The organism is Hyphococcus lacteus, from assembly GCF_041058985.1.
In the GTDB taxonomy this organism is placed as follows: Bacteria; Pseudomonadota; Alphaproteobacteria; order Caulobacterales; family Parvularculaceae; genus Hyphococcus; species Hyphococcus lacteus.
In genome coordinates, this window is record NZ_JBEHZE010000001.1 from 1,491,713 (window position 1) to 1,507,066 (window position 15,354).

The window sequence follows — 15,354 nt, forward strand, 5'->3', positions numbered from 1 at the left end:
CGCCGCTTTCTAGACATACCTCGACAATTACGCTTCCGATGGGCGGGAGCAATAGGGCAAGACTTCGCAGGCAAAAATTCCATGGCCCGGATAGTAATGAAATTTGGCGGAACTTCCGTCGCAAATATGGACCGCATCCGTGCGGTTTCCGCGATTGTAAAACGCGAGGTGGACGCTGGTCACTCGGTCGCCGTTGTCGTGTCGGCAATGTCAGGTGAGACTAACCGCCTTGTTGGGCTTTGTAAGGAGGCGGGAGAACCGGCTTCGTCGCTTGATGCGCGTGATGTTGAGTATGACGCTGTCGTTGCCTCGGGTGAGCAGGTGACATCTGGGCTTCTTGCGATTGTGATGCAAAGCCTCGGGTATCGTGCGCGTTCGTGGCATGGATGGCAGATCGCCCTTCGGACTGACAACGCGCACGGCAAGGCCCGGATTGAATCGGTTGATGAAGAAACCATCGGCATGGCGATTGACGGTGGCGAAGTCGCTGTGGTGGCCGGATTCCAAGGGATCGCACCGGACGGCCGTATCGCCACTTTGGGGCGTGGCGGGTCCGATACATCTGCGGTCGCGTTGGCGGCGGCCATTGGCGCTGAGCGTTGCGACATTTATACGGACGTTGACGGCGTCTATACGACTGATCCCCGGCTCACAAAACATGCCCGGCGGATTGAAAAAATTTCTTTTGAGGAAATGCTGGAAATGGCATCCCTTGGTGCCAAAGTTCTGCAGACACGTTCTGTAGAATTAGCGATGGCGTATAAGGTTCCTGTTCGGGTATTATCGAGCTTTGATCCGCCGGATGCACCAGGACCGGGAACCCTCATTTGTGACGAGGATGATATTGTGGAAAAGAATATAGTCACTACGGTTACGCCGGATTTCGACGAGGCGACGGTTACAATTTTGGCTGTGCCAGATGAGCCGGGTAGAGCAGCGGGTATTTTTGATGCGCTTGCTGCGGCGAACATTAATATCGATATGATCGTTCAAAGTTCATCGCGTGAGTCGGGCTATGCAAATATTTCTTTCACCACGAAAGAAAACGACCTTCAGCGCGCTGTGGATGTGTTGACTGGTGAGCAACCTGTTATTGGTTTTAAAGCCCTTCAATCAGATCGAAATGTTGCAAAAGTCTCGGTCATCGGTGTCGGAATGAAGAGCCATGCCGGTGTCGCCGCAACGATGTTCCGAACGCTTGCTGAAAAGGGTATAAATATTCAGAATATTTCCACATCGGAAATTAAAATCAGCGTTCTGATTAATGCTGATGCGGCAGAATATGCGGTTCGCGTGCTTCACGAAGCTTACGGACTTGATGGACCTGGCCAGTCTGCGCGAACCTGATAGGACGCGATGAGTATTGAAAAAACACGTCCACCACATGGTGGTCATGGAGATCAGGGTATTACCGTACTCCTTAAGCGCATGCGTGATGCAGTCGCTGAAGAGGTTAGTGCGCAAGATCGCCTGGATCTACTGACCAAGGTTATTGCCAGTCATGTGGTGGCGGATGTCTGTTCAATTTATCTCCGGCGACCAGACGACGTTTTGGAACTCTATTCGACGCAGGGTCTGAAGCGAGAAGCTGTTCACAATACACGATTGAACTGGGGCGAGGGGCTTGTTGGTCTCGTGGCGAAGCGCCATTCGCCAATGGTCACGTCCGAAGCACCGAAGCATCCGGCTTTCGCTTATCGCCCTGAAACGGGCGAAGACCCGTTGCATTCGTTTCTCGGCGTGCCGCTCGTTCGTTCGGGAAAAACGCTCGGCGTTTTGGTGATTCAGAATCGCGCTGCCCGCGAATATACATTCGAAGAAATTGAGGCAGTGCAGGCCGTTGCGACCCTTTTGGCGGAAATCGCGGCATCCGGTGAGTTGCTTAGTGTTGAGGAAACCGAAGCGGTTGGTGCGATGTTGCATCGCCCCGAAAAACTTAAAGGCTTTGGTATTGTTTCGGGTGTTGCTCTTGGCCGGGCTGTGTTTCTTCAGCCGCCAGCGCCGAAACACAAGGTCTTCGCTAAAGACCCGGCGGCGGAAGCGGCGCGCCTTGAAGAGGGCCTTACCGATTTGCGGCGTTCCGTTGATCAAATGATTACTTCAAATGCGTCATTGAGTGGCGTATCGCGTGAGGTCCTCGAAACATATCGTTTGTTTGCCTATGATCGCGGGTGGAAAGACCGTTTGCGCGCCGCTGTGTTTTCCGGATTAACCGCAGAGTCTGCGGTAGACCAAGTCAAAGCCGAAAACCGCGCGCGGCTATCGCAATCGCGTGATCCATATTTACGCGAAAGACTCCATGACCTCGACGATCTTTCCAACCGCCTGTTGCGCCATTTAAGTGGCGAGAAAAATGGCGGTGAGCGTGACCTGTTCGAAGAGACAATACTCTTTGCACGCACAATGGGGCCTGCGGAGTTGCTTGAATATGACCGCAAGCGGTTGAAGGGTTTGGTGCTGGGTGAGGTGTCGGCCACGTCCCATGTGGCTATCGTGGCGCGCGCATTGAAGCTTCCGATGGTTACCGGCGCGCTAGACGCAATGGAGTTGACCGAAGAGGGAGATCAGGCGGTCATTGACGGCGATGCGGGCGGAATACATATTCGCCCGCCATCAGAAGCGCTCGAATTTTATCGTGTAAAACAAACTCGTTACCACGAACTTGAAGCCATCTACGCCAGCGAGAAATCGCTTCCATCTATTACAAAAGATGGTGTAGAGATCACTATACAGATGAATGCCGGCCTCGCGCTTGATTTGCCTTTTCTTGAGGGGACTGGCGCATCGGGTGTTGGTTTGTTTCGAACGGAGTTGCAGTTTCTGATTGGCTCACAGCTTCCTTCAGTCGCGATGCAGGAGTCTTTATACAAAGAAGCGCTCGACCTCGCGGACGGAAAACCAGTTGTTTTCCGAACGGCTGATATTGGGGGCGACAAGACCGCGCCCTATATGGATCATGGTAACGAAGTGAATCCTGCCATGGGGTGGCGCGGTGTTCGTATGGCGGTGGATCGGCCGGGAATGATTCGGCCTCAACTGCGCGCATTGTTATCGGCTGCTGCCGATCAGACCTTATGGGTAATGTTTCCTTTCATTACGCTGACAGCGGAAGTTGATGAGATTAAATCATTGCTTGATCTTGAAATTGATCGTGCGCGCCGACACGGCAAAGGTCTTCCCAAAGATATAAAGATTGGTGTCATGATCGAAACGCCAGCAGCCGCATGGCGGGCAGACCTGATCGCACAAAAAGTCGATTTTCTATCTGTTGGCGGAAATGACCTTGCACAGTTTTATTTTGCGGCGGACCGAGATTCGGAACGGGTTCAGCGTCGCTATGATCCGATGAATGCAGGTTTCTTGAGTTTCCTTAAGGAAACTGTTGAAAAAGTGTCCCGGACTGGGACACCACTTTCTTATTGCGGAGAACAAACCGCCGATGCTGTGACGGCAGCGGCCTTGATCGGGGTCGGTGTGCGCCAATTCTCTCTACCGGCGGCATTTGTCGGGCCATTCCGGCGGCTTGTGCGCTCGTTGGATGCTGCGGAAATCAGTGCTTGGATGGAAAAGCACTCGGTTACACCTGAAGCGACGTTGCGTCCTAGTTTTACACAGTTTCTAAAAGACAGCGGCGCTGTGGTTGAATAAAGCCGTAGTTAACAGATTCCTGCTTTAACTCTCTAATAGATTTCATAAACGGTTATGTCCTGGGCGGCTTTTCTGTATGCTGGCCGGGCCCGGATTCGAATTAGATGAGGCGAATTGTCGATGGCAAGCGGGTCTGCAAACATTGTTGATATGGCTGATGCGCGAGCGCGGCTTGGTACCGGCGAAGTCGCCAATGTGGGTGTGCGTCTAGCATCGGTGCGCGAACGCCAAGGCATCAGCCTGCAAGAAGTTGCCGCACGAATTCACGTTAAAGAATCTCATCTTGCCGCCATCGAAAATGTAGACGCATCTGCACTGCCAGCCCGACCCTATGCGCTTGGTTTTGTTAAAACCTACGCGGAGTTCCTGGAGCTAGACCCGCGCGCAACCGTGGAGCAATTCAAGCAAGATGCTGGGTATGACGCTCCTGTTGAAATCGAAACCGAAAAATTTCGTGCTGCCGAACAAGTCGTTGAAGCCCAAGGTGGCCAGATGAGCCTACCGGCTATAACCGCCATTTTGGCATTTGTGATCTGGTGTTTATGGCAATTAAGTCTGCCCCATGAAGTAACGGAATTGGGCCAACCGGATCGTCCACAAGTGGCAAAGAAGCTGGACGTCTCGGCACCTACACCAGAATTGGTCGTTGGTGAGTTAGTTGAAGCGCGAATCGTCGAAGAAATTGCGCCGGTTTATCCGCGAAGCTGTGCTTCTTCTGCGCAAACCGTAGAGACAGTGGATGTTTCCTATACAGTTTCCGCAAGTGGCCGCATAACGGCCGAGAGAATCGCTAGTTCAACCAATGATTGTTTTAATGACGCGGCGCTAAATGCGATCCGCCGGTGGCAGTTTGAGCCCCGAACCATTGATGGGGTTCGTCGGCCCGCCTATGATCAAAGTTATCGATTTCAGTTTGATCGTCCGTAACGTACTGATTTTTCATTATAAAAATTAATGACACGACAGGTCGCGTGATTGTTTAGTGGACGCCGCTTTTCGGGACTTGACTTCGGCGCGCAGCGCGCAATCTTGGCGACACAGTAACCCACTTTCGATGCGAAAAGGGCAGACCATGTCAGTACGTCCATGGCGCGATATTGAGCGCCGCAAATCACGCCAAATTATGGTTGGCAATGTACCGGTTGGCGGCGATGCGCCGATAGCCGTACAGTCTATGACGAATACCCTGACATCAGATGCGCAGGCAACCATTCGGCAGATCAATGAGATCGCGGAGGCAGGTGCTGATATCGTGCGCGTCTCCTGTCCGGATAAGGATTCAACCGCAGCCCTGAGCGAGATTGTTAAAGGCTCGCCGATACCGATCGTTGCGGACATCCATTTCCATTACAAACGCGGCATCGAAGCCGCTGATGCCGGTGCTGCGTGTTTACGGATCAATCCGGGGAATATCGGTTCGGCTGAGCGGGTTCGTGAGGTCATTAAGGCTGCAAAAGATAATGGCTGTTCAATGCGGATCGGCGTGAATGGCGGCTCCCTAGAGAAAGACTTGCTCGATAAATATGGAGAACCCTGCCCGGAAGCGATGGTTGAAAGTGCGCTGGACCATGCGAAAATCCTGCAGGACAATGATTTTCATGAATTCAAAATTTCCGTCAAAGCGTCGGACGTATTCTTGACCGTTGCTGCCTATCATGCGTTGGCGGAGGCGATCGACTGCCCGCTGCACCTTGGTGTTACCGAGGCCGGCGGCTTGCGGATCGGATCTGTTAAATCTGCGATTGGTCTGGGGTCGCTTCTATGGGCGGGGATAGGCGATACGATTCGCGTTTCTCTTTCTGCGGACCCGGTCGAAGAAATTAAAGCCGGTTTTGATATTTTGAAATCGCTTGGTCTTCGCCATCGCGGCGTGAATGTCATTTCTTGTCCATCTTGTGCGCGCCAAGGATTTAACGTTATCGAGACAGTGGAGACATTAGAAGAACGGCTTGCTCATATTACAACGCCGATGTCGCTTTCTGTGATTGGTTGCGTGGTCAATGGGCCTGGTGAGGCACGGGAAACTGATATTGGTTTTACTGGTGGCGGCGCCGGTAAAGAGCACGGAATGATCTATCTCAATGGCGATGTTGATCATCGTGTTGATAATTCGGATTTGGTCGATCATTTGGTCGAGTTGGTCGAAAAGCGTGCCGCTGAAATTCAAGCTGAAGAAGCGAAACAATCTGTCGCTGCTGAGTAGCTAAGCTCATTGGATGAATGCGCGCGGTGTCTTTGCTCCGCGCGCATTTTTTGTACTTAAAATTGAACTTTGAAAAATGGAATGATCCGTTGATCCCGCAAGAAAAACTTGAAGCGCTAATTGCTCGATTTGAAAAAATCGAAGCTGAAATGATGTCAACGACAGGTGCAGAAGAAATAGTTCGTCTTTCGCGTGAACACGGGGAGTTAAAAGACGTTGTCGAGCAAGCCAAAGTATTAATGTCAGCACGCGAACAGTTGGGCGAGTTGAAGGAGTTATCAGAAGGCGATGACGCCGAGATGGCGAAGCTAGCCCAAGATGAACTGGCGGAGTTGAAAGAAACAATTCCGAATCTTGAACAAGATCTTCAGATCATGCTTTTGCCAAAAGATAAGGCTGATGATTCCTCGGTCATTCTTGAAGTGCGGGCGGGGACGGGTGGCGATGAAGCTGCGATTTTTGCCGGCGATTTGTATCGCATGTATCAACGTTACGCCCAGCTACAGGGCTGGAAAGTTGAAATTCTTTCTGCCTCTGAAGCTGAAATGGGCGGGTATAAAGAAATCCAAGCGAGTGTGAATGGCGATGGCGTCTTCGCCAAGATGAAGTTTGAATCGGGTGTGCATCGCGTGCAGCGTGTACCGGAGACAGAAACCCAAGGGCGTGTTCACACCTCGGCGGCGACCGTTGCGGTGCTTCCAGAGCCAGAGGAGGTTGATATTGATATACAAGATTCCGACCTCCGTGTTGATGTATTCCGAGCATCGGGGCCGGGTGGTCAGTCGGTCAACACAACAGATTCCGCGGTCCGGATTACACACATTCCCACCGGCGTTGTTGTGATTCAACAAGATGAAAAATCGCAACACAAGAACCGAGCGAAAGCCATGAAGGTTCTTCGGGCCAGGCTTTATGAGGCGGAACGTCAGCGTGTTGATGCTGAACGGGCCGCAGAACGAAAAGGTATGGTCGGGAGTGGCGATAGATCTGAGCGTATACGAACTTATAATTATCCGCAAAGCCGGGTCAGCGATCACCGGATCAATTTAACACTATATAAGTTGACTGACATTGTTGCCGGTGATGGGCTGGATGAGGTTATTGATGCGTTGATCACCCAAGACCGCGCAGACCGCCTAGCAGAAATGCAGGATAATGCCTGACGGCCAACAGGGTATTCGGGCCGATGGAAAACTGTTAATCGGCGATGCAGTTTTGTTGGCAGCGAAAATGCTGTCTACGAGCGAGACGCCATTGCTTGATGCCAGGGTTCTTTTAAAATTTGTTCTTGCAACGGATGATGCTGGGGTAATTGGTTTCGGTCGCGATTTCCTATCAGCTTCACAAGCGCATCAGTTTAATGAACTACTGTTACGGCGACGGAATGGCGAACCAGTGGCCTATCTCACTGGCCAAAAAGAGTTTTGGTCACTTGAGTTTACGGTCAGTAAAGACGTTTTGATTCCACGCGATGATTCCGAATGTTTGATCGGGGCTGTTCTTGAGCGGCGGTCAAAAAATGACCAAATGCGGATTGCTGATTTGGGGACAGGGTCCGGCTGTCTCATTTGTGCGCTGCTAACGGAATTCCCAAATGCAAAAGGGGCAGCAGTAGATATTTCAGGGCCCGCGATTTCTATTGCGCGCCAAAATGCTGAAAAACTGCGTTTAGCGAATCGAATGAGTTTTTACGAAGGTGAATGGACGGCCCCTTTGGAGGAGCAGTTTGATATTGTTATTGCAAATCCACCCTATGTGACCGAGGCTGAGCGACCTGAGCTTGCGACTGATGTCATCGATTTTGAACCGCATGATGCGCTCTTTGGCGGCGAAGACGGGCTTGATCCCTATCGGTTAATATTGAGCGAAATGGGACAAATTCTGAAGCCTGACGGATTGTTGATTTTTGAGTGTGGAACAAATCAAACGGACGAATTAGCGCAACTCGTGCGCCAATTCGATGGCAGGTATATGCCGTTTACTATATTTGACCTCGCTGGTCGCCCACGCGGCGTGGGCCTAGATCGACGAAAAGACCAAAAAAAAGATTGAAATGCCTGAAATCGTGGCTATCATGCGCCTCAAGACAGGGCTTTAATCGCCATCTAATTCATTGAGTTATTGGCGGCCCGGTTTTAAATCCGACCATCGTCTGGTTTTGACGGGATCCATTTAGGGGATCGTTACACTCGGAAACAGTCGGTTCTGGCTCTGCAGCGCAGCTGCGACAATTACAAGATACAAACATGAAGATACAGGCGATTTGATTGTACTCGCCGTAAACTGACAAACCACTTGCATCGCGAAAGGCCGATTGAACCTCCGGCTTTCCGCATGGGGAATTGTTAAAGGTAAAAATATGAAGCGTGGTCGTAACCAACGCCGCCGTCCGGGCGCTAATCCAAACAGAGCGCTCGATTCGAATGGACCCGACGTACGGATCCGTGGAACTGCTAATCAGATCTACGATAAGTATCAGGCGCTTGCGCGCGATGCACATTCCGCGGGTGACCGCGTTAAGGCTGAAAGCTACCTTCAGCACGCAGAGCACTACTTTCGACTAATTCGATCCCTTCAACCCGCTCAGCCACCTGCTAGCCAGCAAGGACAAGAAAGTGACGGGGGTCAACCGGGCGTTGATGATAATTCTGAGCAACGAGATAATAACCAGCGTGAAAACGATTCTCGCGACCGCTCTTCAACCAACCGTCGCGGAAGAAATAATAACTCTCGTAACGACACTGACGCTGTGCCTTCGGAAACTACGGCCGAGGCAAAGCCCGAGGAAAAAACACAACCGGCTGCGGCAGAAGAATCTGCTCCAGTGGAGGAGAAAAAGCCTCGCCGTAAGCGCGCGCCACGCCGCACAGCCAAAAATGCTGAGAGTGGTGATGCAGATTCCAAACCAGCGAAGCCTACGCCAGCCGCTGCTGAATAATTGGCTCAGTCGAACAGCTTGTGATTAGAATTTCGCTGATCATTCTCTCTGCATTAACTGCATAGATTGATAGGAACGGTACCTATCTTGGCTTATGAATGACGCTTTCGAAGACGGGAGTTTTGTACATGAGCGGCTTAGACACTTTATTTGATCTCAACAATAAAATTGCGATCGTGACGGGCGCATCACGCGGTATCGGCGAGGCGATTGCGCGCCGGTTGGCTCAACATGGCGCGCGTGTGATCGTATCAAGCCGAAAGCTTGATGCCTGTGAGGCCGTGGTGTCTTCGATTAACGAAGCCGAGGGCCGCGAGGCTGCATATGCAGTTGCATGTAACATTTCGCACAAAGAAGACTTACAGCGGTTGGTTGATGAGACGAAAGCGAAATGGGGACCGGCAGATATTTTGATCTCAAACGCTGCGGTTAATCCGTATTACGGACCCATGGCGGGCATGAGTGACGAGCATTTCGATAAAATTTTGACATGTAACGTGAAAGCATCGAACTGGCTGTCACAGATGGTGATCCCTGAAATGCGCGAGAAGAAAGATGGTGCGATTGTCATCATTTCATCCATCGGTGGTCTTGTGGGGTCAAGTTCAATTGGTGGTTACAACATCTCCAAAGCGGCTGATTTGCAACTCGCAAGAAACCTTGCGGTCGAATGTGGGCCAGACAACATTCGCGTGAATTGTATTTGCCCAGGTGTTGTCAAAACCCATTTTGCAGAAGCGCTATGGAAAGACCCAAAAATTGAAAAAATGATGACGCAACGTTTGCCGTTGCGCCGTTTTGGTGAGCCTGATGATATTGCCGGTGCTGTTGTGTTTATGGCGTCGCCAGCCGGGCGCTGGATGACGGGTCAATCGATGGTTATCGATGGCGGTACGTTGGTGGGCACTGGCGAAATTTAAGGGTTAAATCTGCCGGGTCGCGTTTTCGAACCAACCTTTGATGTCTGCACTGATTAATGGTCCTAGTGTTTGACGCACACGGGTATGATATTGATTGAGCCAATCTCGTTCTTCGGCGGTTAAAAGCTCAACCATCACCAGATCAAGATTTATCGGAGCGAGAGTGATGGTTTCGAATTCCATCATTTCTCGCTCACCACCCTTTACTGGGGTAGGCGGGGTGACGACAATTAAGTTCTCTATGCGGATTCCAAATTCACCCGCTTTATAGAAACCCGGCTCATTGGATAAAATCATACCTGGTTTTAACGCCTGTGAATTGGGCGCTTTGGCGATGCGTTGCGGCCCTTCGTGAACGCCCAGAAACGATCCCACGCCATGTCCAGTGCCGTGATCGTAATCAAGCCCAACATCCCACAGAGGTTTGCGGGCGATAGCATCGAGTTGATGTCCGGTTGTACCGGTTGGAAATTTCATTTGCGCGAGTGCGATGTGGCCCTTTAGAACCCGCGTAAACCGATCACACATTTCCTCACTCGCCTGTCCAATCGGAACCGTTCGAGTGATGTCAGTCGTGCCGTCATAATACTGGCCACCGGAATCAACTAGATAAAGCGTGTTTTTGCCGAGCTTAATGTTCGATTCTGTCGAAACCTTGTAGTGGCATATAGCGCCGTTTGAGCCTGCGCCAGAAATTGTGTCAAAGCTCAAGTCACGAAGATCGTCTGATTGCGAACGAATTTCTTCGAGCTTCATCGCTGCGGTGATTTCGTCGATTTCGCCGCTCTGTGCTTCGGTATCTAGCCAATATAGGAATTGAGTGACCGCCGCGCCATCGCGAATATGGGCGGATCGCGCGCCCTCTATTTCTGTTTCGTTCTTTGACGCGCGCGGTACGGCACACGGATCTGTCAACTCAACGATGGTTGCGCCGGCTTCTCTTAGGTCGTCTATATATTTTGATGGCGCTAGTGCCGGATCGACAGCAATGCTGGTTTTGCTTTTACCCAATTTCATCAGCGCGGACGTGACTTCGGCATCAGAACGAATGTCAACGTCATCACCGAGGATGCCGGGAAGTTCATTCCCGACCTTTTCGGGGGCTACAAACAATGTGGCATTGCCATCTTTGTCGAGGAGTGCGCGACCTAACGGCAATGGTGAGCGCGCAACATCGTGGCCGCGAATATTGAATAACCATGCCAGAGAAGGAGGGGCAGTAATGAGCGCGGCATCTGCGCCAGCTTTTCTTATTACGGTCGCAATTTCATGACGTTTTTCGTTAGATGACTTTCCCGCATATTTTAGATCGTGGGCTTGGATTGGCGTCTGGGGAGCACTTGGCTGGTCCGTCCATGCGAGGTCGATAGGGTTCTGAGAAACCGCAACAAGGTCGAAGCCAATTTGCGAGGCCGCCGCCTTTAATCGTTTCACACTCGTTAGTGTGTGAAGCATTGGATCATATCCAATGCGCGTCGCTTTTGATGCGTTCTCAAGCAACCATGCGTCAGGAGATGTCTCGGTAATATCCGCATAGGAAAAGAATGAAGCATCAGTTTGTTCGCGTACTTGCAAAGTGTAGCGACCATCGGTGAGCATCACCGCTTGGTCTTGCATAATGATGGCGGCACCAGCAGAGCCGGAAAAGCCAGTCGCCCACATCAATCTTTCTGCGTATGCGGGAATGTATTCGTTCTGATATTCGTCATCATGCGGAACAATAAAACCGTCAAGATTTTGTTTTTTCATTTCCTCGCGCAATAAGGGAAGGTGCTTTGATGCGAAAGACTTATCTGAAACGGGTTCAAAGGTTTGAAACATTGGGGCTGTCCTATGGGCATTTTGCCATGTGTGTATTTTGGCCTCGCGGCATTAACAACAATATTGTCCCTAGATCGCTCCCGCTCAAGTGGTCGAGAAAAATTTAGGTCTTTACAAATAGTAAGACTGGCCAAGTTGGTTGCTCCAGGCGGTTGATCAATCGAAAGCCTTCTTTTTCATAGGCGCTTACTACATTGCTTTCCTGCTCGCTCATCAATCCTGCAAGCATGACCCTGCCATTTTTCCCAATATGCTTGGCCATATCGGGCGCGAGTTCTGCGAGTGGGCCTGCAAGAATATTTGCGAAGACAAAGTCAAACGGCGCAGCAGCCGCGATATCTGGGTGGTCGAAACCCGCAGCTGTGAGTGTGGATACTTTTTCTGCGACATCATTAAATTCGGCATTCTCGGCTGCAATTATCACGGAATCTTCGTCAATGTCGCTAGCGATGATGTTACGGCCCCACATTTTTGCGGCGGCAATAGCAAGGACGGCGGACCCGCAACCAAGGTCGAAAATTGATTGTGGTGCCCATCCAGCAAAGCGGTCGAGCAGGGTCAGACAGCCAGAGGTTGTTGGGTGGTGTCCGGTTCCGAAAGCGAGGTTAGCGTCAATGCGGATTGGAATATCGCCTTCATCATTAGGTAGTTTATCGGCGTCATGAACACCATAAAGCACAAACCGGCCGCACCGCACGACGCCCAGCCCTTCGAGCGAATGGGCGACCCAGTCGACGTCGGGCAACATTTCCAATGCGCCGGCTGTTATGTTTCCATTTTCTGCCACGAGCGCATTAACCGCGTCCATCTCTGGTTCGTCTTCGAAATACGCATCTAATCGCCATGCGCTTTCGCCATCTTCAACGGTCGCATCGTTCTTTGTCAGGCTGATTGCGCCGGCGGCGGGCCATAGCAATTCAGTCAAGGCGTCGCCAGCGAGTTCAAGAGCTTCGCGTTCGCCGGTCCAAGTAATTTTGTAACTCTTTTTTTTGCTCACGCTGCCTCTACAAATGTATCAATAACTTTTTTTATGCCGGAATGGTCAAAGTTGACTGTTAGTTTTTGACCTTCAACTGACGAAATTTTTCCGTATCCAAATTTTTGATGAAAAACCCGAGTGCCAATTTTGAATTTTGATTTTCCGGTTGCGCCAATAGAAAGGGTTTTGCCGCGGCCATCAATCGTTTTGGGTTTTATCGAGCCGCGAGAAGATGCATTTCGGGCTCGTTTCCATCCCGGATTTTCGTAGTAAGCATCTTCCTTGATGTCGATATTGTCAAAGCTCGATTGCGAAGAAAATGATGTGGCGGTATTTCCATAGAGCCCTTGCTCTGAGAACACTTCAACATGTTCCTCGGGTAATTCATCGATAAATCGCGATGGCATTGCGGATTGCCATCGTCCATATATTTGCCTGTTTGCAGCAAATGAAATTCTACAACTCTCTTCCGCGCGTGTGACGCCCACATAGGCGAGGCGCCGTTCTTCTTCGAGGGCGGCATTTCCATTTTCGTCGAGTGATCGTTTAGAGGGAAAAATCTCTTCTTCCCAACCGGGTAAGAAAACAACTGGAAATTCTAGCCCTTTTGCGGCGTGTAGGGTCATTAGCCAAATCTGGCCATCACCAGTATTTTCATTGAGTTCGGACACGAGCGCCACATGGTCGAGATAGCCTTCGAGTGTCTCAAATTCCGAAACGGCCTGAATAAGTTCTTTCAAATTATCGAGTTTACCGGGGGCTTGTGGCGATTTGGAATTCTTCCACATTTCAATGTAACCCGCCTCTTCGAGAACGAGTTCGGCTAGGTCCGCCGGTGCCATGTCTTTTGCATCGCGGGCCCATCGATCAACATTGTCGACAAAGTTTAGCAATGATCGCCGCGCTGCAGCGTGTAGTTCGCTGCTTTCTAATGCGATGCGACTTGCCGCCATCAAAGGAATGCCCTGTGCGCGCGCAATTTTATGCAAGACCTGCAACGCCTTGTTGCCGAGACCCCGCTTGGGTTTGTTGACGATGCGGTCAAAGGCGAGGTCGTTGTCAGGCGACCTGATTAGCCGTAAATAGGCGAGAGCGTCGCGGTTTTCCTCGCGCTCATAAAAACGCGGTCCGCCGACGACACGATAGGCCAAACCCAAAGTGTTAAAACGTTCTTCGAAGGCCCGCATTTGAAACGAGGCGCGAACCAATACTGCCATATCGCTCAGTGAACGGCCTTTTGATTGCTCCGATTCGATATCGTCGCCGATTAGACGAGCTTCTTCATCGCCGTCCCAGACGCCGCGAACTCTTACTTTCTCGCCGTCTTCGCTTTCCGTCCAAAGGGTTTTTCCCAATCGGTCTTTGTTGGATGCAATAAGACCAGATGCGGCACCAAGTATCGCGGGCGTTGAGCGGTAATTGCGTTCAAGGCGTATGACTGCCGCACCCGGAAAATCTTTTTCAAACCGAAGAATGTTTTCAACTTCTGCGCCGCGCCAGCCGTAAATGGATTGGTCATCATCGCCGACACAGCAAATGTTCTTGTGTCTCTGTGCCAGTAGCCGAAGCCAGAGATATTGCGCGACATTGGTGTCTTGATATTCGTCTACCAGCATATAGCTGAAGCGACGTTGATACTCTGCCAGGACGTCCGGGTTGTTCTGAAAAATCACCAGATTATGGATTAGCAGATCACCAAAATCCGCAGCGTTGAGAGTGATCATTCTCGACTGATAGGCTTTATAAAGCTGAATACCCTTGCCATCGGCGAAGTGATAAGCTTCGTCGGCGGGTACTTTTTCGGGAACAAGACCGCGATTTTTCCAACCGTCAATAACCGCGGCGAGCCCGCGCCCGGTCCAGCGCTTTTCGTCAATATTCGCAGCTTCGATAACTTGCTTTGCCAAACGGACTTGATCGTCGGCATCGAGAATCGTGAAGCTTGATTTCAGCCCGACGAGTTCGGCATGGCGGCGAAGAATTTGAGCCGCAATGGAATGGAAGGTCCCGAGCCATTTCATGCCTTCGACACTGTCGCCGACGAGGGTTTGAATGCGTTCCTTCATTTCGCGCGCGGCTTTGTTCGTAAAAGTCACAGCAAGAATTTGATAGGGCTGGGCGCGCTCCGTGTGTAACAAGTGCGCCAATCGGGTCGTGAGCGCCCGGGTTTTGCCCGTTCCAGCCCCCGCAAGCATCAAAACCGGCCCGTCTGTTGTTAGAACTGCGGTTCGCTGTTCGTCATTTAGCCCCTCTAGATATGGGGCCGAATCTCCCTGATTTTGGGGTGTGCCGGGTTTTGCGGCGGCCATAGCACGCTGAGAAATGGATAATTTTTGGTCTGCTTGGGATGACATTCGTGGAGTTTACCGAAATGAGAACGATTCTGGAACATTAAGAGATATCGTTCATGACAGGAATTGCAATCCATCGCGGAATCGCGACAATTGGAAATGCGCTGGGAATTGTTTTTACAAGGAGATTTTGAATATGGCAGGTAAGTTCGAGCTATATAAAGACAAAGCGGGTGAGTTTCGGTTTCGCCTCAAGGCTGGGAATGGGGAAAACATTCTCGCGAGTGAAGGTTATAAAGACAAAAGCGGTGCTGAAAATGGCATTGCGTCTGTGCAAAAGAACGCAGCCGATAAGGCGCGGTTTGAAGTTAAAGAATCAACGAGTGGCAAACCATATTTCGTTCTAAAAGCGGCAAACCATCAGGTTATTGGCCAGTCCCAAATGTACGATTCAACATCTGGAGCCGAGGGCGGTATCCAATCGGTGATGAATAACGCACCGGATGCGAGCACTGACGATCAGACTGCATAGAGCTTTTTGCACTTACAGTATC

12 protein-coding genes are annotated in these 15,354 nt (G+C 50.9%); 9 read left to right on the plus strand and 3 right to left on the minus strand.

The window, feature by feature from the left end; genetic code table 11:
* Positions 1-81: 81 nt before the first annotated feature.
* The 8 genes from ABFZ84_RS07180 to ABFZ84_RS07215 all read left to right on the plus strand — a co-directional run bounded on the left by ABFZ84_RS07180 (position 82) and on the right by ABFZ84_RS07215 (position 9,709).
* Positions 82-1,347, plus strand: coding sequence for an aspartate kinase (locus ABFZ84_RS07180; protein WP_369313284.1), 1,266 nt, complete (start codon positions 82-84; stop codon positions 1,345-1,347).
* Between the two features lie 9 nt (positions 1,348-1,356).
* Positions 1,357-3,648, plus strand: a complete 2,292-nt coding sequence (ptsP, locus tag ABFZ84_RS07185) for a phosphoenolpyruvate--protein phosphotransferase (protein WP_369313285.1) — start codon at positions 1,357-1,359, stop codon at positions 3,646-3,648.
* Positions 3,649-3,768: 120 nt separating this feature from the next.
* Entirely contained in the window at positions 3,769-4,575 is an 807-nt protein-coding gene (locus ABFZ84_RS07190; RefSeq protein WP_369313286.1) for a TonB family protein, read from the plus strand.
* A 145-nt stretch (positions 4,576-4,720) separates the two neighbouring features.
* The gene (ispG, locus tag ABFZ84_RS07195) at positions 4,721-5,851 is read left to right on the plus strand and encodes a flavodoxin-dependent (E)-4-hydroxy-3-methylbut-2-enyl-diphosphate synthase (RefSeq protein ID WP_369313287.1); all 1,131 of its coding nucleotides are present in this window, start codon (positions 4,721-4,723) and stop codon (positions 5,849-5,851) included.
* Between the two features lie 89 nt (positions 5,852-5,940).
* Positions 5,941-7,014 carry a peptide chain release factor 1 gene (gene prfA / locus ABFZ84_RS07200; protein ID WP_369314552.1) on the plus strand — a complete coding sequence of 358 codons (1,074 nt, stop codon included), beginning with the start codon at positions 5,941-5,943 and terminating at the stop codon, positions 7,012-7,014.
* On the plus strand, positions 7,007-7,903 hold the full coding sequence (gene prmC / locus ABFZ84_RS07205) for a peptide chain release factor N(5)-glutamine methyltransferase (protein ID WP_369313289.1): 897 nt from the start codon (positions 7,007-7,009) through the stop codon (positions 7,901-7,903). Before prfA ends, prmC begins: the two co-directional genes overlap by 8 nt.
* A 307-nt stretch (positions 7,904-8,210) precedes the next feature.
* Positions 8,211-8,789 carry a DUF4167 domain-containing protein gene (locus ABFZ84_RS07210; protein WP_369313290.1) on the plus strand — a complete coding sequence of 193 codons (579 nt, stop codon included), beginning with the start codon at positions 8,211-8,213 and terminating at the stop codon, positions 8,787-8,789.
* A 128-nt stretch (positions 8,790-8,917) separates the two neighbouring features.
* Positions 8,918-9,709: an SDR family oxidoreductase gene (locus tag ABFZ84_RS07215; RefSeq protein WP_369313291.1), complete on the plus strand. Its 792-nt coding sequence runs from the start codon at positions 8,918-8,920 to the stop codon at positions 9,707-9,709.
* A gap of 3 nt (positions 9,710-9,712) precedes the next feature.
* Here ABFZ84_RS07215 and ABFZ84_RS07220 read toward each other — a convergent pair whose 3' ends face one another.
* The 3 genes from ABFZ84_RS07220 to ABFZ84_RS07230 form a co-directional block, all read right to left on the minus strand.
* Entirely contained in the window at positions 9,713-11,458 is a 1,746-nt protein-coding gene (locus ABFZ84_RS07220) for an aminopeptidase P family protein (protein ID WP_369313293.1), read from the minus strand.
* Positions 11,459-11,633: 175 nt separating this feature from the next.
* Complete coding sequence (locus tag ABFZ84_RS07225) at positions 11,634-12,527, minus strand: 50S ribosomal protein L11 methyltransferase (protein WP_369313294.1); 894 nt, start codon at positions 12,525-12,527, stop codon at positions 11,634-11,636.
* Positions 12,524-14,863: a DUF3553 domain-containing protein gene (locus tag ABFZ84_RS07230; protein ID WP_407067078.1), complete on the minus strand. Its 2,340-nt coding sequence runs from the start codon at positions 14,861-14,863 to the stop codon at positions 12,524-12,526. The genes ABFZ84_RS07225 and ABFZ84_RS07230 overlap by 4 nt, the downstream gene beginning before the upstream one ends.
* Before the next feature lie 133 nt (positions 14,864-14,996).
* Between ABFZ84_RS07230 and ABFZ84_RS07235 the strand changes: the two genes are divergently transcribed.
* Positions 14,997-15,332, plus strand: a complete 336-nt coding sequence (locus ABFZ84_RS07235; protein ID WP_369313295.1) for a YegP family protein — start codon at positions 14,997-14,999, stop codon at positions 15,330-15,332.
* Positions 15,333-15,354 lie beyond the last annotated feature (22 nt).

Excerpts from the sequence above, each read along its gene's own strand:
- ABFZ84_RS07180 (WP_369313284.1), top strand. The coding sequence starts at position 82 with ATGGCCCGGATAGTAATGAAATTTGGCGGAACTTCCGTCGCAAATATG.
- ptsP (WP_369313285.1), top strand. The coding sequence starts at position 1,357 with ATGAGTATTGAAAAAACACGTCCACCACATGGTGGTCATGGAGATCAG.
- ABFZ84_RS07190 (WP_369313286.1), top strand. The coding sequence starts at position 3,769 with ATGGCAAGCGGGTCTGCAAACATTGTTGATATGGCTGATGCGCGAGCG.
- ispG (WP_369313287.1), top strand. The coding sequence starts at position 4,721 with ATGTCAGTACGTCCATGGCGCGATATTGAGCGCCGCAAATCACGCCAA.
- prmC (WP_369313289.1), top strand. The coding sequence starts at position 7,007 with ATGCCTGACGGCCAACAGGGTATTCGGGCCGATGGAAAACTGTTAATC.
- ABFZ84_RS07210 (WP_369313290.1), top strand. The coding sequence starts at position 8,211 with ATGAAGCGTGGTCGTAACCAACGCCGCCGTCCGGGCGCTAATCCAAAC.
- ABFZ84_RS07215 (WP_369313291.1), top strand. The coding sequence starts at position 8,918 with ATGAGCGGCTTAGACACTTTATTTGATCTCAACAATAAAATTGCGATC.
- ABFZ84_RS07220 (WP_369313293.1), bottom strand. The coding sequence starts at position 11,458 with ATGAAAAAACAAAATCTTGACGGTTTTATTGTTCCGCATGATGACGAA.
- ABFZ84_RS07230 (WP_407067078.1), bottom strand. The coding sequence starts at position 14,863 with ATGTCATCCCAAGCAGACCAAAAATTATCCATTTCTCAGCGTGCTATG.
- ABFZ84_RS07235 (WP_369313295.1), top strand. The coding sequence starts at position 14,997 with ATGGCAGGTAAGTTCGAGCTATATAAAGACAAAGCGGGTGAGTTTCGG.